Origin of the sequence: Streptomyces sp. NPDC087859, assembly GCF_044742595.1 — a bacterium.
Classification (GTDB): Bacteria; Actinomycetota; Actinomycetes; order Streptomycetales; family Streptomycetaceae; genus Streptomyces; species Streptomyces canus_F.
Genome location: NZ_JBIUUU010000006.1, coordinates 315,060 through 335,057, shown reverse-complemented (window position 1 = coordinate 335,057; position 19,998 = coordinate 315,060). Strand labels below are relative to the sequence as shown.

The 19,998-nt window shown below is 68.4% G+C and carries 16 protein-coding genes and 1 tRNA gene; 6 read left to right on the top strand and 11 right to left on the bottom strand.

Going from position 1 to position 19,998, the window contains the following annotated elements; all coding sequences use genetic code 11:
- Nucleotides 1-75 precede the first annotated feature (75 nt).
- The 3 genes from ACIOHP_RS16870 (at nucleotide 76) to ACIOHP_RS16860 (ending at nucleotide 3,822) form a co-directional block, all read left to right on the top strand.
- Nucleotides 76-894: an NmrA family NAD(P)-binding protein gene (locus tag ACIOHP_RS16870; protein WP_401888119.1), complete on the top strand. Its 819-nt coding sequence runs from the start codon at nucleotides 76-78 to the stop codon at nucleotides 892-894.
- A 97-nt stretch (nucleotides 895-991) separates the two neighbouring features.
- A complete protein-coding gene (locus tag ACIOHP_RS16865; RefSeq protein WP_401888116.1) occupies nucleotides 992-2,413 on the top strand; it encodes a pyridoxal phosphate-dependent decarboxylase family protein in 1,422 nt (473 codons plus the stop codon).
- Nucleotides 2,410-3,822 carry a lysine N(6)-hydroxylase/L-ornithine N(5)-oxygenase family protein gene (locus tag ACIOHP_RS16860; RefSeq protein ID WP_401888113.1) on the top strand — a complete coding sequence of 471 codons (1,413 nt, stop codon included), beginning with the start codon at nucleotides 2,410-2,412 and terminating at the stop codon, nucleotides 3,820-3,822. Before ACIOHP_RS16865 ends, ACIOHP_RS16860 begins: the two co-directional genes overlap by 4 nt.
- Before the next feature lie 90 nt (nucleotides 3,823-3,912).
- On the opposite strand, the gene ACIOHP_RS16855 is transcribed toward ACIOHP_RS16860, so the two are convergent.
- Nucleotides 3,913-5,718: a 5'-nucleotidase C-terminal domain-containing protein gene (locus tag ACIOHP_RS16855; protein WP_361545029.1), complete on the bottom strand. Its 1,806-nt coding sequence runs from the start codon at nucleotides 5,716-5,718 to the stop codon at nucleotides 3,913-3,915.
- Between the two features lie 150 nt (nucleotides 5,719-5,868).
- Between ACIOHP_RS16855 and ACIOHP_RS16850 the strand changes: the two genes are divergently transcribed.
- Together ACIOHP_RS16850 and pyk are read left to right on the top strand one after the other, a co-directional pair.
- Complete coding sequence (locus ACIOHP_RS16850; RefSeq protein ID WP_401888111.1) at nucleotides 5,869-6,585, top strand: SIMPL domain-containing protein; 717 nt, start codon at nucleotides 5,869-5,871, stop codon at nucleotides 6,583-6,585.
- A 145-nt stretch (nucleotides 6,586-6,730) separates the two neighbouring features.
- Nucleotides 6,731-8,167 (top strand): pyruvate kinase, encoded by a 1,437-nt coding sequence (gene pyk / locus ACIOHP_RS16845; protein WP_401888109.1) that lies wholly within the window; start codon nucleotides 6,731-6,733, stop codon nucleotides 8,165-8,167.
- On the opposite strand, the gene ACIOHP_RS16840 is transcribed toward pyk, so the two are convergent.
- Both ACIOHP_RS16840 and ACIOHP_RS16835 read right to left on the bottom strand, forming a co-directional pair.
- Complete coding sequence (locus tag ACIOHP_RS16840; RefSeq protein WP_401888107.1) at nucleotides 8,168-8,956, bottom strand: helix-turn-helix domain-containing protein; 789 nt, start codon at nucleotides 8,954-8,956, stop codon at nucleotides 8,168-8,170. It abuts the gene before it with no gap.
- A 106-nt stretch (nucleotides 8,957-9,062) separates the two neighbouring features.
- A tRNA-Leu gene (locus ACIOHP_RS16835) sits at nucleotides 9,063-9,137 on the bottom strand.
- A gap of 99 nt (nucleotides 9,138-9,236) precedes the next feature.
- Between ACIOHP_RS16835 and ACIOHP_RS16830 the strand changes: the two genes are divergently transcribed.
- Nucleotides 9,237-9,893 carry an ANTAR domain-containing response regulator gene (locus ACIOHP_RS16830; protein ID WP_171147617.1) on the top strand — a complete coding sequence of 219 codons (657 nt, stop codon included), beginning with the start codon at nucleotides 9,237-9,239 and terminating at the stop codon, nucleotides 9,891-9,893.
- Between the two features lie 86 nt (nucleotides 9,894-9,979).
- Here the strand turns inward: ACIOHP_RS16830 and ACIOHP_RS16825 are convergent, their stop codons facing one another.
- The 8 genes from ACIOHP_RS16825 to ACIOHP_RS16790 form a co-directional block, all read right to left on the bottom strand.
- On the bottom strand, nucleotides 9,980-10,696 hold the full coding sequence (locus ACIOHP_RS16825; protein ID WP_307032111.1) for an ABC transporter ATP-binding protein: 717 nt from the start codon (nucleotides 10,694-10,696) through the stop codon (nucleotides 9,980-9,982).
- Nucleotides 10,693-11,580 carry an ABC transporter ATP-binding protein gene (locus tag ACIOHP_RS16820; RefSeq protein WP_361545016.1) on the bottom strand — a complete coding sequence of 296 codons (888 nt, stop codon included), beginning with the start codon at nucleotides 11,578-11,580 and terminating at the stop codon, nucleotides 10,693-10,695. Before ACIOHP_RS16820 ends, ACIOHP_RS16825 begins: the two co-directional genes overlap by 4 nt.
- Nucleotides 11,581-11,583: 3 nt before the next feature.
- A complete protein-coding gene (locus tag ACIOHP_RS16815) occupies nucleotides 11,584-13,410 on the bottom strand; it encodes an ABC transporter permease subunit (RefSeq protein WP_361545013.1) in 1,827 nt (608 codons plus the stop codon).
- A gap of 5 nt (nucleotides 13,411-13,415) precedes the next feature.
- Nucleotides 13,416-14,348 carry a branched-chain amino acid ABC transporter permease gene (locus ACIOHP_RS16810; protein WP_361545010.1) on the bottom strand — a complete coding sequence of 311 codons (933 nt, stop codon included), beginning with the start codon at nucleotides 14,346-14,348 and terminating at the stop codon, nucleotides 13,416-13,418.
- 120 nt (nucleotides 14,349-14,468) lie between these two features.
- Nucleotides 14,469-15,695: a branched-chain amino acid ABC transporter substrate-binding protein gene (locus ACIOHP_RS16805; RefSeq protein ID WP_361545007.1), complete on the bottom strand. Its 1,227-nt coding sequence runs from the start codon at nucleotides 15,693-15,695 to the stop codon at nucleotides 14,469-14,471.
- A gap of 291 nt (nucleotides 15,696-15,986) precedes the next feature.
- Nucleotides 15,987-16,598 (bottom strand): Tat pathway signal sequence domain protein, encoded by a 612-nt coding sequence (locus ACIOHP_RS16800; protein WP_401888102.1) that lies wholly within the window; start codon nucleotides 16,596-16,598, stop codon nucleotides 15,987-15,989.
- A 461-nt stretch (nucleotides 16,599-17,059) separates the two neighbouring features.
- On the bottom strand, nucleotides 17,060-17,548 hold the full coding sequence (locus tag ACIOHP_RS16795) for a hotdog fold thioesterase (protein WP_362401537.1): 489 nt from the start codon (nucleotides 17,546-17,548) through the stop codon (nucleotides 17,060-17,062).
- Nucleotides 17,549-17,596: 48 nt separating this feature from the next.
- Nucleotides 17,597-19,876, bottom strand: coding sequence for an FdhF/YdeP family oxidoreductase (locus tag ACIOHP_RS16790; RefSeq protein ID WP_401888099.1), 2,280 nt, complete (start codon nucleotides 19,874-19,876; stop codon nucleotides 17,597-17,599).
- Nucleotides 19,877-19,998 lie beyond the last annotated feature (122 nt).

The following is a 19,998-nucleotide window of genomic DNA, read 5'->3' as shown; positions in this document are numbered from 1 at the left end:
GAGACGACGCGGGAAGGCGATCGTCCGCTCTAGGCTACGGACAGTCAAGGACGATCAACCCTGGGAGACAGACCCGTGATCTTAGTAACCGGCGCCACCGGAAACGTCGGCCGTGCCCTCGTCGACCGCCTCGTCGCCGCAGGCCGACCCGTACGCGCCCTCACCCGCGACCCCCACAAGGCCGCACTGCCCGACGGGGTGGAGGTCAAGCGCCTCCACCCCGACAGGTCCGCCTTCGAAGGCGGCACCAAACTCTTCCTCTACGTCCAGGCCGCGAACGCCGACCTCCTCACGGCCGCCCGCGAAGCCGGCGTCCGCCACGTCGTGTTCCTGTCCGCCGGATACGTCACAGCAGACGCCGACGACAGCAACCCCCTCCGGATCATGCACGCCGACGCCGAACGCGCCATCCGCGACAGCGGCCTGGAATGGACCTTCCTGCGCCCCCACGCCTTCGCCGTCAACGCCCTCTCATGGGCGGGACAGATCTGCGCCGGCGACACCGTCCGCGGCGTCTTCGCCGACGCGATGAGCGCACCCGTCCACGAGGACGACATCGCCGCCGTCGCCGAACGCGCCCTCCTCGACGTCGGCCACGAAGGCGCCGTCCACATCCTCACCGGCCCCGCGGCGACCAGCAACGCCGACCAGATCGCCGCGATCGGCCGGGCCCTCGGACGCGACCTGGAGTACGTCGAACTCCCGCCGGAACAGGCCGCCACCGAACTGTTCTCCCACCTGCCGCCCCACCTCCTCCAGTTCCTGCTGAAGAGCTGGGCCGCCACCGTCGGCGCGACCCCGGAGATCACCGACACCGTCGAGAAGATCACCGGCACCCGGGCCCGCACCTTCGAGCAGTGGGCCCGGGACCACGCCGAGGACTTCCGGGGCTGACCTCCCCCACGTTTCCGCCGCACGGAAGTACCCCCTTTCGGGTCTGAATCGCCGAACCTCTCGGGCGCGCCCCCGCAACCGCGTACAAGCTGGCATCATGCGCACCCCGCCACTGGCCTCAGGACCCGAAGGCCCCCGCGCCCTGCGCCCGTTGCTCGACACCGTCCTCGAAGCGCTACGAGACGGCGCACAGGAGCGCGGGGGACCGCTTCCCGCGGGAGGCCCGGAGACGGTCGCGGCACGAGTACGGGACGCACTGGGCGACGTACTCCCGGACGAGGGCGACCCGGAGGCACTGCGGCACCTGGTCCGGTCCTTGGCGGAAGGCTCCGCCGACCCGGCGGACCCCCTGTGCGCCGCCCACCTCCACTGCCCACCTCTCGCGGTGGCAGCGGCAGCCGACCTGGCGGCGTCAGTCCTCAACCCTTCCCTGGACTCTTGGGACCAGGCACCAGCAGCGTCAGAGCTGGAGCGACTGGTAACTCGGGTACTTGCCAACGAGGTCTACATCGATGTGCCCAGGGGCGCGGGGAACTGCGCGACCAGCCACAACGGCGCCGCAGCCAACAACGCCCCCGACGCCCTGGTGACAACGGGCGGCACCGAATCGAACCAACTGGCCCTTCTCCTGGCCAGAGAAACCCTGGGCGCCGGCACCCGACTGGTCTGCGGAGCCAACGCCCACCACTCACTCCCGCGCAGCGCCTGGCTCCTCGGCCTCCCCGACCCGGTGACCGTCCCCGCCCCCGCAGGCACCCTCGACCCCGCCGCCCTGGACGCCGCACTCACCGACCTCCCCGGCCCCCACCTCGTCGCCGCCACCGTGGGAACCACCGACGCGGGCCTCATCGACCCCCTCCCCGAGATCGCCGCGGTCTGCCGAACCCACGGCGCCCGCCTCCACATCGACGCGGCATATGGCGGAGGGCTCCTCTTCAGCACCCGCCACCGGGACAAGCTCACCGGCCTGAGCGCCGCAGCCACCGTCACACTCGACCTGCACAAACTCGGCTGGCAACCGGTCGCCGCCGGCCTCCTCGCCGTCCAGGACGCCCGCGACCTCGCCGCACTCCGACAGCGCGCCGACTACCTCAACGCCGACGACGACACCGAAGCCGGCCTCCCCGACCTCCTCGGCCGCTCCCTGCGCACCACCCGCCGCCCCGACGCCCTCAAGATCGCCGTCACCCTGAAAACCCTCGGCCGCACCGGACTGGGCCGACTCATCGACCAAGTCTGCGACCGGGCAACGGAGTTCGCCGCACTCGTCCAGAGCCACCCGGCGTTCGAGCTCCACGCCCCGCCCACCATCAGCACGGTCCTGTTCCGGCCGGTCCACGCCACCGACGACGACATCGCCGCCGTACGCCGAAAACTCCTCACCGACGGCCGCGCCGTCCTCGGCCGGGCCCGCCTCGACGGCCGGCTCTGGCTCAAGGCCACCCTCCTCAACCCCCACACCCGGCCCGACGACCTGGCCGCACTCCTGAAAGTCGTGGAAGGAACCCCCCGAAGATGACCCCCACCCCGCCCCACCAGCAACCCGACGCACCCCGCGACCTCGTCGGCATCGGCATCGGCCCCTTCAATCTCTCCCTCGCCGCCCTCGCCCACCCCCTCGCCGAACTCGACACCGTTTTCTACGAACAACGCCCCGCCTTCGACTGGCACCCCGGCCTCCTCATCGACGGCGCCAGAATCCAGGTCCCCTTCCTCGCCGACCTGGTCACCCTCGCCGACCCCGCCAGCCCCTGGACCTTCCTCAACTACCTCAAGAGCCGCGAGAGGCTCTTCCCCTTCTACTTCGCCGAGCGCTTCCACATCCAGCGCGCCGAATACGACGCCTACTGCCGCTGGGTCGCCGAGAACCTCCCCGGACTCCGCTTCGGCCACCAGGTCGACGCCGTCCGCTGGAACCCCGAACGCGACCTCTTCGAGGTCGACTTCACCCAGCTCGACACCGACGGAGAAGCCGACGCCCTCGGCCGGACGTACACGAAGAACATCGTCCTCGGCGTCGGCACCGAGCCCCACATCCCCGAACCCCTCAAACCCCTCGTCGAGGCCACCGGCGTGCCCGTCATCCACGCCACCGACTACCTCGCCCACCGCGACGCCTTCCAGCGCGCCGCACACGTCACCGTCGTCGGCACCGGACAGACCGGCGCCGAGATCTTCCTCGACCTGCTCCGCACCCGCCCCGCAGGCCGCGAAGGCCTCCACTGGCTCGGCAGCACCAAGGCCTTCGCCCCCATGGAGTACTCCAAGCTCGGCCTGGAACACTTCAGCCCCGACTACACCCGCTACTTCCACGCCCTGTCCGAAGCCGAACGCGACCGCCTCGTCACCACCCAATGGCAGCTCCACAAAGGCATCGACGCCGACACCATCGCCGCCATCCACGACGAGCTCTACCGGCGCACCCTGCACGGCGGCTGGCCCGACACCGTCCTCACCCCCGGCGTCCGCGTCCGCACCGCGGGCCGCGTCGCCACCACCAAGGTCGAACTCCACCTCGAACACACCGAGCAGCACACCCGCTCACGCCTCACCACCGACGCCGTCGTCCTCGCCACCGGCTACCGCGAACGCCCCCTGAACCGCATCCTCGCCGGACTCGACCCCTACCTGCGCCGCGACAGCCGCGAACGCCCCCGCGTCGACGAACAGTTCCGCCTCGTCCTCGACCCCTCCGTCACCGGCACCCTCTACGTCCAGAACGCCGAACGCCACACCCACGGCGTCGGCACCCCCGACCTCGGCCTCGCCGCCTGGCGCAGCGCCACCATCCTCAACTCCCTGACGGAAAAGGCCCCCTACCTCCTCCCCACCCGAACGGCCTTCACCACCTTCGGCCTCGACCAGCAGCCCCAGATCCCGGCCGCCCGCCAGGCCCAGACACTCACCCCCCTGGTCGAGGGACGCTAGGAGAAGAGCGCGCACGCCAACGGCGCCGACGTGAAAAGCCCCGCCGGCGCCGTGGACACAACTCTGCTGAGCCTCAGGAAGGCCGAACCCTTAGAAGACCGGCGTACCGTTCCGCGTCAGCTTCCAGTCCACCGACGCGAAGTCGGCCGGGTTCAGCACACCCTTCGCCGTCACCCACTCCGCGATCCGCGTACGGATCTCCGTCGACTCCGCCCACAGCTCCTTCGCCGAAGCCACGTGCGGGAACGCACCGCCACCGTTGGCACGGTAGTTGTTCACCGCGAACACGAACTGCTGCGCGTCGTCCAGCGCCGCACCGTTGTAGGTGAGGTTCTTGATCCGCGAACCCGCCGCCTGCGCGATGTCGATCTCGTACGACAGCCCCGACACATAGTCGTAGTTGTAGTCCGGACGGCTGTTCGCGTTCGTCAGCTTCTCCACGTCCACCGCGGCATCCGCCGCCGTCTGCACGAAGTACTGCGCCGAGTACTCCAGGTACGCCCTCACCTGCGCACCCGTCAGCAACTTCGCGACCAGCGTGTTGTCGTACACGTACAGACTGGACAGGTCCCGGATCGTCACATCGCCCGCCGGGATCTCCGACGTACGGGAGAACGGCGAGGCCTGCGAGAGGACCGGCAGCGCGGCGTACTCGGTGCCCGCCAGCGCCGCCTTGACCACGTCCTCCTGGACCTTCGTGATCAGGTCGATGATCGGGGCGTCCTTGTAGCGCGCCTCGACCGTCGTCAGCGTCTCCGTCGCCGTACCGACGACCTGGTTCACGTACTCCACCACGATGTCGTGGTCGTCCTTCAGCAGCTTCGTGATCTTCGGGTCGTCCGCGACCGTCTTCGAGTCACGCACCGTCGCCTTCACCGACTCGACCGTCCAGCGGCCCTTCGAGAAGACCAGCTCGAAGTCGAACAGGGACAGCCGCTGCGCATAGCAGAGCGGCTCCGACAGCACGACCGTCCTGCCGGTCTTCTCGTTCGTGACCAGCAGCTCCGCGATCTCCGTGTGCGCGTGCCCGACGAGGATCGCGTCGATGCCCGGCACCTGCTGGGCCACCAGCGCCGCCGAGTTCTCGATGTACGGCAGCTGGTCACCGTACGAGGAGGTGCCCGAGGAACCCGAGTGCGCCGACACGACGACCACGTCCGCACCCATCGACCGCAGCTTCGGCACCCACTTCGCGGCCTGCTCCTCCAGACCCGGGAACACCAGCTTGCCCTCGACGTACGCCTTGTCCCAGATCGCGATGCCCGGGTTGGTCAGACCGAGGACGGCCACCTTGACCGGCGGGAGACCGGGCGGGCAGATCTTCTTGATGAAGTAGGGCGGGAAGGCCGGCTTCAGCGTCTTCGCGTCCAGCGCGTTCGCGCCGAGCAGCGGGAAGTGGCACTGGTCCTCGAACTTGCGGAGCGTCTCGATGCCGTAGTTGAACTCGTGGTTGCCCAGCGCCACCGCGTCATAGCCGATCGCGTTCATCGCCGCGGCCATCGGGTGCACCGGACCGCCCTTGGCGGTGATCGGGTCCACCTTCGCGTAGTAGTACGTCAGCGGCGTGCCCTGGATCGTGTCGCCCGCGTCGATGAGCAGCGTGTTGCGGCGGCCCTTCTCCGCACGGACCTGATTGACCAGGGTCGAGACCCGGGCCAGACCCTTCGCGTTGCCCTTGGCGTCCGTGTACTCCGTGTCCTTGAAGTAGTCCCAGTTGAAGATGTTGCCGTGCAGGTCGGTGGTGCCCATCACCGTGAAGGAGTACCGCTTTGCGGGCTTCTGCCCCTTCTTGGCCTCCGCCGCCTCGGCCGCAGGAGCCCCCACGGCACCGGCCAGCGCGACGCCCGCACCGGTCACGGCGGACTTCTCCAGGAACTTCCTGCGGTTCAACGGCATGTCTTGATCTCCTCGGGGAACGGTCAACAACGCGCGTAGATTCTGACCCGCACACGCCGAACCGCAACACCCCCTACAGGTTTCGATCTGATGACCCAACCGGTCACCCGACCAGCTGACAACACGCCAAGAAGTGACAGAGTGGGTCGTATGACCACACCAGCTGCGGACGACCCCCACCCCTTCCTGCCCTACGGCACCCCCGACGCACCCCGCATCGCCGTCCGCGGCGAAGCCCGCCTCGAAGTCGACCCCGAAATCGCCCGCATCGGCGTCAGCGTCGCCGCCCGCGGCAAAGACCGCCGCACCGCCCTCGACGACCTCACCCGCCGCAACGCCACCGTCCTCGACCTCATCAAGACCTACGGCGACGCCGTCGAACGGCTCGAGACAGGCGCCTTCTCCATCACCCCCCAACTCAAGGAGAAGGGCCGCGGCGAACGCGTCCACGCCTACCACGGCCGCGTCCACGTCACCGCCGAACTCACCGACTTCACCGCACTCGGCGAACTCACCACACGCCTCGCCGACCTGGACCTCACCCGCGTCGACGGCCCCTGGTGGGCCCTACGCCCCGACTCCCCGGCCCACCGCCAAGCCCGCCAACAGGCCGTCAAAGAAGCCGTCCAGCGAGCCCGCGAATACGCCGAAGCACTGGGCACCACACTCGCCGCCCTCGTCGAGCTCGCCGACATCGGCGCCGAGAACGCCCAACCCCTCGCCCCCACCGCCCCCGGCAGCCGCATGCGCTCCATGTCCTACGCCGCAGCCGAGGACACCGCCGCCCCCCTCGACCTCGAACCCCAACGCCAACGCGTGCACGCCCAGGTCAACGCCCGCTTCACCATGGCACCCCCGAAGCTGTGAAACCGCGCGGAATTCGCACAAGGAAACGCTCATCAGAGCACCCCGGCGCACAATTCAATCCTTGTCAATAACACGTCACCCAAAGGTTGTTGAGCAGTCACCGCCCACCAAATCCCTACCCACCGGTAAGCCCTAGGGTCAAAACATGCGCCGAGCAAAGATCGTCTGCACCCTGGGCCCCGCCACCCACTCATACGACCAGATCAAGGCACTGGTCGAAGCCGGAATGGACGTAGCCCGCTTCAACCTCAGCCACGGCGGCTACGCCGAACATGAGGAGCGCTACCACCACGTCCGCAAGGCCTCCGACGAGACGGGCCACAGCGTCGGCACCCTCGCCGACCTTCAAGGCCCGAAGATCCGCCTCGGCCGCTTCACCGAAGGACCCGTACTCCTTGAACGCGGCGACACCTTCACCATCACCGTGGAAGACGGCGCCGAAGGCGACCAGGAGTCCTGCGGGACGACCTACGCGGGCCTCGCCGACGACGTCAGCGCGGGCGAGCGCATCCTCGTCGACGACGGCAAGGTCTGCCTCGAAGTCACCGCCGTCGACGGCCCCCGCGTCCACACCACCGTCATCGAAGGCGGCATGGTCTCCGACAACAAGGGCCTGAATCTGCCGGGCGTCGCGGTATCCGTGCCGGCCCTGTCGGACAAGGACGAGGCCGACCTACGCTGGGTCCTCCGGACAGGCTTCGACGTCATCGCCCTGTCCTTCGTCCGATCCGGCCGCGACATCGACGACGTCCACCGCATCATGGACGAGGAAGGCCGCCGCCTCCCCGTCATCGCCAAGGTGGAGAAGCCCCAGGCGGTCGACGCGATCGAGGACATCGTCGCCGCCTTCGACGGCATCATGGTCGCGCGGGGGGATCTGGGCGTCGAAATGCCCCTCGAACAGGTCCCCATCGTCCAGAAGCGCGCGATCAAGCTGGCGAAGCGCAACGCCAAGCCGGTCATCGTCGCCACCCAGATGCTCGACTCGATGATCGAGAATTCCCGCCCGACACGGGCCGAGGCGTCGGATGTCGCGAACGCGGTCATCGACGGCACGGACGCGGTCATGCTCTCCGGCGAGACCAGCGTCGGCAAATACGCCATCGAGACCGTCCGCACCATGGCGAAGATCGTCACCGCCGCCGAGGAGGACATCCTCGCCAAGGGCCTCCCGCCCCTGACCGAACGCAACAAACCCCGCACCCAGGGCGGCGCGGTAGCGCGAGCGGCAGCTGAAATGGGCGACTTCCTGGGAGCCAAATTCCTGGTCGCCTTCACCCAGTCGGGAGACACGGTCCGCAGGCTCTCCCGCTACCGCTCCCCGATCCCCCTCCTCGCCTTCACCCCCGAGCCGGCGACCCGCTCCCAGCTGAACCTGACATGGGGAGTGGAGACCTTCCTCGGCCCCCAGGTCGACTCCACGGACGCGATGGTCGACCAGGTGGACGAGCTGCTTCTGAAGTACGGCCGCTGCCAGAAGGGCGACATCGTCGTGATCACGGCGGGTTCACCGCCCGGAGTCGCCGGCTCGACGAACCTCGTCCGGGTGCACCACATCGGCGAGGACGACAGCCCCAAGTAGTCAGTGTTTTGGGCCTACGTGGGTGTCCACGAGGGCGACGGAGGTTTTGCGGGCGATGGAGATGTTGAAGGGGTCGCTGCCGCGAGCGAGGCTGGTCCATTCGACGCCGACCAGGTCGAGGGTGTTGGTGAAGAGCTTCCTGATGTCGTCGGACTTGTTGGTGAAGAAGTACCGGGGGTATTCGTAGCGCTTGCGTTCACCGGCCACGAGGCGGGTCGTCCAGTTGGTGATGCGGCATCCGTCGGAGTGGATGAGGCCGCGGATGAATTCCCAGGGGTGGGCGTCGACGATTTCCTGTTGCCAGGGTTCGAGGGCGATGGGGCGGTCGTGTTTCTTGCCTGGCCCATGTTGGGGGAACAGGCAGGGCAGGTGCTTGGAGTAGACCTTGACGTTCTGACAGCCGGTGCGCTGGAGACGATGTACGCCGTTGTCTGGGAAGACGGCTCGTACTGCCGCCTCGGTCTCGTCAGCGATCCCCGGCCATGCATCGGCACAGGTGATCATGAGGCTCGGTACACGGTGGCGTGAGTAGTGGCTGATGTGGCCGTCACCGAGGTACTGACCTAGTAGGTAGGAGTACGCGGCTGGAGCCAGCGGGCGTCCGTCGCAGCGTGGACACTTCGGGTCGTGCTTTCCTGGGCATTCACCGCGTTTTGCGCGGTCCATGTGCTTCCAGTAACTGATCGTGCCCAGCGGAACGTTGAGGACCCGCGCTACGTCCGCGTTCTTGGAGCCGCCCCTGAGTAGCGCGAGTGCCCGCTGTCGCACTTCTGTGCTGTGAAAGTTCATGCGGACACCCTGCGAGAGAGATCACCGCGACACACAGCAAAAAGCGGATGTTCACGAGAACGGGAACATCCGCTTCCTAGTCCAAACCTTGGAATCGAAGGAAAAGTGCCCCAGGTGGGATTCGAACCCACACTGTCCGCTGTTTGAGAGCGGCCTCTCTAACCAGTTGGAGTACTGGGGCCTTAGAAAGGAAGGAGAACTGCAACCCCTCGCGCACCCACCTTACCGCAGCTAGGTAGGCTCTTGTCAGCAGCACCCCTGCCCTGAACAAGGAGCCCCCGTGACCGCCCCCGAGTCGCCCCAGCCCGTAGACGCGCCCGACGACGACAAGTCGCACGTGCCTCCGCTGACGACCCGTGTCGTCATCGCCGAGGACGAGGCCCTCATCCGGCTCGACCTCAAAGAGATGCTGGAGGAAGAGGGCTATAGCGTCGTCGGCGAGGCCGGTGACGGTGAGCAGGCCATCGAGCTGGCCCGTGAGCACAAGCCGGACCTCGTGATCCTCGATGTGAAGATGCCGAAGATGGACGGCATCTCCGCGGCCGAGAAGATCGCCGAGGAGCGCATCGCCCCCGTCCTCATGCTGACCGCCTTCTCGCAGCGCGACCTCGTGGAGCGCGCCCGCGACGCCGGTGCGATGGCGTATCTGGTGAAGCCGTTCAGCAAGAGTGACGTCGTACCGGCGATCGAGATGGCCGTGTCCCGGTTCACCGAGCTGAAGGAGCTGGAGGCCGAGGTCGCCGACCTCACTCTGCGCCTTGAGACCCGCAAGCTCGTCGACCGGGCGAAGTCGATCCTTCAGACCGAGTACGGACTGACCGAGCCGGCCGCGTTCCGCTGGATCCAGAAGACGTCGATGGACCGGCGTATGTCGATGCAGCAGGTGGCCGAGGCCGTCATCCAGGACGCCGATGAGAAGAAGGCGGGGAAGGGCTGACCTTCCCCGACCGCGTTCATGCGAGAGGCCCGCGTCCCCAGTCGGGGGCGCGGGCCTCGTCGTACAGCGGTCACCAGGTCAAGGACTCAGTCCTCGCCGAGGTACGCCTTGCGTACCGACTCGTCGTGCAGCAGGTCCTGGCCGGACCCCGACAGCACGATCTTGCCGATCTCCATGACGTGGCCGTGGTCGGCCAGCGACAGTGCCGCTTGGGCGTTCTGCTCGACGAGCAGGATCGTCGTGCCCTGGGACTTGAGCTCGGCGATGGTCGCCATGATCTTCTGCATCATGATCGGCGAGAGACCCATGGACGGCTCGTCCAGCATCAGCAGCTTCGGCTGGGACATGAGCGCACGGCCCATGGCCAGCATCTGCTGCTCGCCGCCGGACAGGGTGCCCGCGGCCTGCTTGCGGCGCTCTCCGAGGATCGCGAAGAGGTCGTAGGCGCGCTGGATGTCCTTCTCGATGCCCGCTTTGTCGTTCCGGAGGAAGGCGCCGAGGCGGAGGTTGTCCTCGATCGTCATGCGCGGGAAGATGTGCCGCCCCTCGGGGGAGTGGGCGAGGCCGAGCGAGACGATCTGGTGGGCCGGGGTCTTCTTTAGGGACTTGCCGTCGAACTTGATCTGGCCGCCGACCGGCTTGAGCAGGCCCGAGAGGGTGCGCAGGGTCGTGGTCTTGCCGGCGCCGTTGGTGCCGATGAGGGTGACGACCTCGCCGGCCTCGACCTTGAACGAGATGCCCTTGACGGCTTCGATCTTGCCGTAGGCGACCCGGAGGTCCTCTACTTCGAGCAGTGCGGTCATCGGTCGTTCTCCTTGCCGGGCGCGGCGTCGGTCGTGGTGTCGGCCTGGGCCTCGGCTGCCTGGACCTCCGCGACTTCTTCGTGGCCGGGGGCGTCCTCGAAGGGCTCTCCGAGGTAGGCGGCGATGACGCGTTCGTCGCCCTGGACGGTGGCGCTGTCGCCTTCGACGAGTTTTTCGCCTTGGACGAGGACGGCCACGCGGTCGCAGAGGTTGAAGATGAACCGCATGTCGTGCTCGATGACGAGGACGGCGATGCCCTTGTCGCGGATGGCGAAGACCAGCTCTTCGGTGGCTCGCGTCTCCTGCGGGTTCATGCCGGCGGTGGGCTCGTCCAGGAGGAGGAGTCCGGGTTCGCTCGCGAGTGCTCGTGCGATCTCCAGCTTGCGCTGTTCGCCGTAGGGCAGGTTGCGGGCGAGGTGTTCGGCCTTGTTGGCGAGGCCGATGAACTCCAGGAGTTCCATGGCGCGTTCGCGGGAGGCCTTTTCGGCGCGGTGGAAGCCGGGGCCGCGCAGGAGTGCGGACCAGAGGCCTTCCTTCGTCCTGGTGTGGCGGCCGACGAGGACGTTTTCCAGGACCGTCATGTTGGCGAACAGGCGGATGTTCTGGAAGGTGCGGGCGACGCCGGCGGCGGTGACCTTGAAGGACTTGGGCGGCAGGACGTTGCCCTTGTAGCGGACCTCTCCCTCGGTGGGGATGTAGAGGCCGGTGAGGCAGTTGAAGAAGGTCGTCTTGCCGGCGCCGTTGGGGCCGATGAGTCCGACGATCTCGCCGCTGTTGACGGTGAGGTCGACGTTGCGTACGGCGGTGAGGCCGCCGAAGCGCATGGTCACGCCGCGGGCGTCGAGGACGGTCGTCCCGAGGGAGGTGGTGGTGTCGGTGGTCATGTGTCAGGCCCCTGTCTTGCCGAGGACTGTGGGCGCTTCGGCCTCTTCGTGGAATTCGAGCTGGCGGCGCCGGTTCGGGATGAGGCCCTCGGGGCGGAAACGCATGAGGAGGACGAGCGCGAGTCCGAAGGCGAAGAGCTGGTAGTCGCCGAGGAACTGGAGCTTGGCCGGGATGAGGTAGAGGAGTGCGGCGCCGACGAGCGGGCCGGCGATGGTGCCCATGCCGCCGAGGACGACCGCTGCGAGGAGGAAGGCCGAGTTGGGCGGTACGACGTGGGCGAACTGGTACTGCTCGGGGGTCACGGTGTAGGTGACGTGGGCCTGGACGGCGCCGGCGAGGCCGGCGAGGGAGGCGCCGAGGGCGAAGGCGATGAGCTTGACGCGGAAGCCGTTGATGCCCATGGCGAGGGCGGCGGTCTCGTCTTCGCGGATGGCGATCCAGGCGCGTCCGATGCGGGAGTCACTGCTGCGCTGGAAGACGACTACGACGATCAGCGTGATGAGGAGCATCAGCAGGAAGTAGTTGGCGAAGCGCGCGATGGTGAACCCGAGGAAGGTGTGTTCGGCGCCGAAGTCGAAGCCGAGGATGTTGAGGTTCGGGATCGAGGAGATGCCGTTGGAGCCGTTGGTGATGTCGGGTCCGGAGGTGCCGTCCATGTTGAGGACGGTGATGCGGAAGATCTCACCGAATCCGAGGGTGACGATGGCGAGGTAGTCGCCGCGCAGTCGGAGGGTGGGGGCGCCGATGAGGACGCCGAAGACCATGGCGACCGCGGCGCCGAGGATCGCGGAGAGCCAGAACGGCAGGTGGACGTCGAACGGTGAGGAGGGGGAGCCGGAGACCATGGCCGCGGTGTAGGCGCCGACGCCGAGGAAGGCGACGTATCCGAGGTCGAGGAGGCCGGCGAGGCCGACGACGATGTTGAGGCCGAGGGCGACGGTGGCGAAGATCAGGATGTAGACGCCGATGGTCGCGTACTGGTCGTCGGACTGGGTGAAGGGGAAGAGCGCGGCGGCGATGAACGCGCCGAACATGGTGATGGTGCGGTGCTTGCCGGTGATGGCCGAGACCCGGGCCACGAGCCCGGCCTTGGCGAGGGCGGCGAAGCCGAAGCCGACGGTGAGCAGGAAGCCGATGAACTGTTCGTCGTACTCGGTGCCGATGCCGTAGGTGAAGACGGTCAGGCCGACTGCCATGGCGGCGACGATGACGAGGATCTCGGCGAAGGCGGGGAGCGTGGGTGCCTTGCTGGGGGTGCCGGAGGCGATGGCCGCTTTGAAGATGGACCACTTGTGGCGCGCGGTGTGCCTGAACTGCTCCCAGCCGGTGTCGTCGGGGTCGACGGGGTCGGGCTCCGGCCGGGTGAAGGGCAGGGCGAAGGCTCCGAGGACCGCGGCGAGGGTGACGATCGCGGCGATGTAGGCGCCGGGTTCGAGGTTGACGACGCCGCCGAGCTCGGTGCTGATGGCGATGACGGTGTACCACGTGGTGGCGAAGGTGCCGAGTGCGGCGAGTTTCAGGGCGCTGTCGGCGCCGGCGGGGGTGAGCCAGCGCAGGCCCTTGACGCCGTAGGAGGCGAGGCCGAAGAGCGCGGTGAGGGCGCCGCCGATGAGGACGAGGACCTGGAGGCCGCCGGGGTAGCCGTAGACGGTGAGGTCGCCGGGGAATTCGCTGGTCCACGTCCAGGCGAGGAAGGTGGAGACGATGGCGAGGACGCCGCCTGCGGTGGCGAGGGCGCGGCCGACGTTCTCGGGGAGGCCGATGAGGCCCTTGGCGTTGCCGTCCTTGTTGACGGGGGCGCTGGGGGTTTCGGTGGTCTGTGTGGTCATCGGTGTCACGCCCTGTCAGCGACGCGCTCGCCGAGCAGGCCTTGTGGCCTGACGAGGAGTACGAGGATGAGGAGTACGAAGGCCCAGACGTTGGCCCAGGACTGGCCGCCGAGCAGGTCGAAGCCGGGGACGTCGGAGATGTAGGCGGTCGCCATGGTCTCGGCGAGACCGAGGACGAGGCCGCCGAGCATGGCTCCGTAGATGTTGCCGATGCCGCCGAGGACGGCTGCGGTGAAGGCCTTGAGGCCGAGGATGAAGCCCATGCGGAACTGGACCTGGCCGTACTTGAGGCCGTAGGCGACGGCTCCGACGGCGGCGAAGACGGCGCCGAGGGCGAAGGCGACCACGATGATGCGGTCGGTGTTGATGCCCATGAGCTTCGCGGTGTCGGGGTCCTGGGCGGTGGCCTGCATGCCGCGGCCGGTGCGGGTCTTCATGACGAAGTAGGCGAGGATCGCCATGCTGATGGGGGCGGCGATGAGCAGGAAGACGTCACCGGTCTGGATGGTGACATTGCCGATCTCGAAGGGGCCGCCCGGGATCTCGGGGAAGTTGATGGATTCCTTGGCACCGGGGTACCAGGCCCACACCGCCTGCTGGAGGGCGAGGGAGAGGCCGATGGCGGTGATGAGGGGGGCGAGGCGTGGTGCGGTGCGCAGCGGGCGGTAGGCGAACCGTTCCGCTCCTACGGCGACGAGGACTGCGGAGATGATGGCTCCGAGGAGCATCAGTGGCAGTGCGAGCCACATGGTGGTGCCGTCGGGCAGTACGTACAGGTAGACCGTGAGGGCGCCGAACCCTCCGATCATGAAGATCTCGCCGTGGGCGAAGTTGATGAGCTGGACGATGCCATAGACCATCGTGTAGCCGATGGCGACCAGCCCGTACATGGATCCCAGTAGCAGGCCGTTGACCAGCTGCTGCGGCAGTTCGTTCACCGCATGTCCTCCGAGACTTCGGATTGGTTTCGACGGATGTGTGTCCGGATGCGAGTCCGCGCGGGGCGCCAGTGGAACAGCGCCCCGCGCGGCTCGTTCAGGTGGTGCTGCGGGTCTCGGTCAGCCGGTGTAGGTGCCGGACTTGACGGCCTTCCAGGCGCCGTTCTCGACGGCGTAGACGGTGAGCTGCTTGTTGGTGGCGTCACCGTACTCGTCGAAGGAGACCTTGCCGGTCACACCGTCGAACGACACGTTCTGGACGGCGGCGGTGATCTTCGCGCGGGCGTCGGACGGCAGCTTGCCGTCGTTGTCCTCGACGACCTTCTTCACGGCGAGGATGATCGTCCAGGCGGCGTCGTAGGAGTAACCGCCGTAGGCGGCGTAGTCGTCCTTGTAGCCGGCCGCCTTGTAGTCGGCGACGAACTGCTTGGCGGAGGGGAGCTCCTCGACGGGGGCGCCGACGGAGGTGGCGAGGTCGCCGGCGCTGCCCGCGCCTGCCAGCTCGATGAACTGCGGGTCGAAGATGCCGTCACCGCCGACGAGCGGGATCTTGGCGCCGGACTGCTTGATCTGCTTGCTGAGCGGGCCGGCCTGCGGGTACTCGCCGCCGTAGTAGACGACGTCGGCGCCGGAGTTCTTGACCTTGGTGGCGACCGCGGAGAAGTCCTTGGTGTCCGGGTCGATGTGGTCGGTGCCGACGACCTTGCCGCCGAGCTTCTTGAACTCCGCGGTGAAGGTGGCGGCGAGGCCGGCGCCGTAGGTCTTCTTGTCGTCGATGACGAAGACCTTCTTCTTCTTGGCGTCGTTGAAGACGTACTGCGCGGCGAACGGGCCCTGGATGGCGTCCGTGGTCGCGGTGCGGAAGTACGACTTGTAGGTGCGGACCTTCTCCTTCTGCCAGTTGACGCCCTGGGTGAGGGCCGGTCCGGTGTTGGCGGGGGAGATCTGCACGAGCTTGGCGTCGTCGAAGACCTTCTGCATGGACTCGGCCACGGAGGAGTTCAGCGGGCCGACGGCGCCCAGGACGGCCTTGTCGCTGACGAGCTGGACGGCGTTGGCCTGGCCCGAGGAGGGCTGGGCCTGGTCGTCGAGGGCCTTGATCTCGAAGGTGACGCCGTCCACGAGCTTCTGCTTGTTGGCGGTCTTCGCGGCGAGGTCGACGGAGTTCTTGATGCCGAGGCCCAGTGCGGACAGGTCGCCCGTGAGGGGGGCGTCGACGCCGATGACGACCTTGGTGCCGCTCGCGGAGTCCGAGCCGCCGTCGTCGTCGCGCGAGCCGCAGGCGGTGAGGGTGAGTGCTCCCGCCGCCAGCGCGGCGGTGATGCTGATGAGCGAACGTTGACGCACGATTCGTCCTTTCACTGGCGCGGCGCTTCCCCCTGGAAGCGGCCGAGTCGTTGCGCTGGGTCCCTGACGTGACAATCCGGTGGCGCGGTGACTGGCCGTGACTCTAAGCGGGTGTGGGGATCGTGGAGGAGGGTCCGGGCCAGGCTGTGACGCTCTTGTTATGACACGTCGTAATGCAGAGCGGTACTGAGTGGGCGGAACAGTGGAATTAGGCCCGATTCGCCCAGTCCGCATTGTGAGAACCCGCAGGACCCGACCTGGGTGGTTCAGGAGTCTCAGGGGTTTTGGTGATTACCCAGAATTGTTGCTGCAGGCTACTTGTAGCGCTTCTGAGAGCTGCCGCGCATAGCGCTCTCCCAGGATGAAACTGTGGACTTCTATTGCGCGCGTATTACGTAGAGTTACGTCGAGGAAAGGGAGCCCGGCGTTCCATGGCACTTTTCTGCATTGCGTCACGTGCATGGTGACGATGATCTTGCGGCTTGAGCCCGCTGTCGTCCGGAAAGGGGCTGTTGGAGTCGATTTCACCGACAGTCCGGCGTACGGCTGGGAGATCCGGGTCACGGTGACCGGAGGGCCGGACAGCACGCTCAGCTCCACCCCCAGGCTGAAGCTGCGCCTCGGCGCGCCCTCGGGCGTCGGCTCCGAGCTCAGGTAGTGCACATCGGTGACCTGGGAGGGGTACGGCGGGGGGAGTGCCGCCGGCGGCTGGGGGCGGGTGGCGTACAGGTAGCCGCCCCCTGCGACGAGAACCGCGCCCGCGAGAACGCCGAGGGCGGCACGCCGGTGCCTGCCGTACCACTCGACGAGCCTGCCTCGCGGACGCCGCACGACCGGCGGGGCGTCGAGCGCGCCCCATGCGTGCGTGCCTTCCCCGGGCTCGACGGGCCCTACGCCACTCACTGGCGGGACCCTTCGCAGACGGTGGGCGAGGGGCTCGCGGCGATGGGTGACGGGGGCCTCGAGGCGATGGGTGGCGTGGGCGGCACGTCGACACGGGGCGTGGGCCTTGAGTCGGTGCGTGGCAGGGGTGTCGCGTCGACGGTGGGGGCGGGCTGTGGGGCGGTGGGTGGCGTGAGCCTTGCGCCGACGCTCTGCGGAGGGTCCGCGTCGAGGGTCGGCGAGGGTCTCGCGTCGACGGCCGGCGGGGCCGTTTCGCGCCGGAGCTTCGGGGGTCCTCCCGTTCTCATGCCCTGACGCTAGGCCCTGGGGGGCGGGTCGGGCCAGAGTCCGTTGGGGGCGGGGCGAGTTGGGCCCGGTCTCGCGGGGGCGCGGAGGCGCGAGGGCTCCGGGGGCGTGTGGCCCCGGGGAGGGGGGCTGAGGTGTGGGGCCCGGGGTGGTCCCGGGCCGGCGTCCCGGCGTGGTCAGTTGGCCGCCACGATGTGGGCCACGTCGCCGGGGTTCACGTCCCGCAGCAGACACGTCAGCCGTGCGCTGCACACCCGCCGCCCCTCCTCGTCGCTGATCACGATCTCGTACGTCGCCGTCGACCGCCCCCGGTGTACGGGTGTGGCCACGCCGGTCACCAGGCCCGAGCGCGCCCCGCGGTGATGGGTGCAGTTGAGGTCCACGCCCACGGCGATCTTGGAGCTGCCGCCGTGCAGCATGGAGCCGACCGAGCCGAGCGTCTCGGCCAGGACGGCGGAGGCGCCGCCGTGCAGCAGCCCGTACGGCTGGGTGTTGCCCTCGACCGGCATCGTCCCGACGACACGGTCCGCGGACGCCTCCACGATCTGCACGCCCATGCGGGTGCCGAGGTGCCCCGCGGAGAACAGTGCCGGCAGGTCGACGCCGAGCGCGGCGTACTCGTCGATGACCTCTTGCGGGAACTTCACATGCTGCTGCTCGCCCATGGGGCCCGGCTCCGTTTCGTCGGGATCACTGCTCGGCTGAGCAAACGCTCAGTCGGTCGCCGATTGTTCCAGACGGACGACGACGGACTTGCTGGCCGGGGTGTTGCTGGTGTCGGCGGTGGCGTCCAGCGGCACCAGGACGTTGGTCTCCGGGTAGTAGGCCGCCGCACAGCCCCGTGCCGTCGGGTAGTGCACGACCCGGAAGCCGGGCGCCCGCCGCTCCACGCCGTCCTTCCACTCGCTCACGAGGTCGACGTACGAGCCGTCGGCGAGCTTCAGCTTCCGGGCGTCCTCGGGGTTGACCATGACGACCCGGCGGCCGTTCCTGATGCCCCGGTAGCGGTCGTCCAGGCCGTAGATCGTGGTGTTGTACTGGTCGTGCGAGCGCAGCGTCTGCAGCAGCAGCCGGCCCTCGGGCAGCGTCGGGAACTCCACGGGCGCGGCGGTGAAGTTGGCCTTGCCGGTGGCGGTCGGGAAGCGGCGCTCGTCGCGGGGGGCGTGGGGGAGGGCGAAGCCGCCCGGGTGCGCCACGCGCGCGTTGAAGTCGTCGAAGCCGGGGACCACGCGCGCGATGCGGTCACGGACGGTGGCGTAGTCCTTCTCGAACTCCTCCCACGGGGTGCGGGAGGCGGAGCCCAGCACGCGGCGTGCGAGGCGGCAGACGATGGCCGGCTCGGACAGCAGGTGCCTGCTCGCGGGCTCCAGGCGGCCGCGGGAGGCGTGCACCATGCCCATGGAGTCCTCGACGGTCACGAGCTGCTCGCCGCTGCCCTGAAGGTCGCGCTCGGTGCGGCCCAGGGTGGGCAGGATCAGGGCACGCGCGCCCGTGACCGCGTGCGAGCGGTTGAGCTTGGTCGAGACGTGCACGGTCAGCCGGGCGCGCCGCATGGCCGCCTCGGTGACCTCCGTGTCGGGGGAGGCGGAGACGAAGTTGCCGCCCATCGCGAAGAAGACCTTCGCCTTGCCGTCGCGCAGCGCCTGGATGGCCCGTACGACGTCGTAGCCGTGCTCGCGCGGCGGCGCGAAGCCGAACTCCTTCTCCAGGGCGTCCAGGAAGGCGGGCGCGGGGCGCTCGAAGATGCCCATCGTGCGGTCGCCCTGGACGTTGGAGTGACCGCGGACCGGGCAGACGCCCGCGCCGGGACGGCCGATGTTGCCGCGCAGGAGAAGGAAGTTGACCACCTCGCGGATGGTCGGCACGGAGTGCTTGTGCTGGGTGAGGCCCATGGCCCAGCAGACGATGGTGCGCTTGGAGGCGAGCACCATGCCCAGGGCCTGCTCGATCTCCTCGCGGGTGAGGCCGGTCGCGGTGAGCGTCTCGTCCCAGTCGGCGGCGCGGGCCTGGGCCGCGAACTCCTCGAAGCCGTGGGTGTGTTCGTCGACGAAGGCCTGGTCGACGGCGCCCTCGGTCTCCAGGATCAGCTTGTTGAGGAGGCGGAAGAGGGCCTGGTCGCCGCCGATGCGGATCTGCAGGAACAGGTCGGTCAGGGCGGTGCCCTTGAGCATCCCCTGGGCGGTCTGGGGGTCCTTGAAGCGCTCCAGGCCCGCCTCGGGCAACGGGTTGACGCTGATGATCTTCGCGCCGTTGGCCTTGGCCCGGTCCAGGGCGGAGAGCATGCGGGGGTGGTTGGTGCCGGGGTTCTGGCCGGCGACGACGATCAGGTCGGCCTTGTAGAGGTCCTCCAGCAGGACGCTGCCCTTGCCGATGCCGATCGTCTCGTTCAGGGCCGAGCCGGAGGACTCGTGGCACATGTTGGAGCAGTCGGGGAGGTTGTTGGTGCCTAGCTCGCGCGCGAACAGCTGGTAGAGGAAGGCGGCCTCGTTGCTGGTACGGCCCGAGGTGTAGAAGAGGGCCTCGTCGGGCGAGCCGAGCGCGGCGATCTCCTCGGCGACGATGTCGAAGGCACGCTCCCAGGTCACCGGTTCGTAGTGCGTGCCCCCTTCGGGGAGGTACATGGGGTGGGTGAGCCGCCCCTGCTGCCCCAGCCAGTAGCCGCTGCGCGTCGCGAGGTCGGTGACCGGGTGCGCGGCGAAGAACTCCGGGGTGACCCGGCGCAGGGTGGCCTCCTCGGCGACCGCCTTCGCGCCGTTCTCGCAGAACTCCGCCTTGTGCCGGCGGTCCGGCTCCGGCCAGGCGCAGCCCGGACAGTCGAAGCCGTCCTTCTGATTCACGCGCAGCAGGGTGAGCGCGGTGCGCTTGACGCCCATCTGCTGCTGGGCCATCCGCAGTGTGTGCCCGATGGCGGGCAGCCCCGCCGCCGCGTGCTTCGGCTCGGCGACCTGCGGAGCGTCCTGAACCGGATCACCCTTGGGCGGCTTGGTGGCCATCGCACACTCTCCTTCGCACACACATGTGAGGTACGTCTCCGATCCTCGCACGCGAGGGTGACAACGGCGTTCGCCGGGCGTGGGGCCTCGGCGAACACGGCCTGCCGACACCCGGCCTCGGA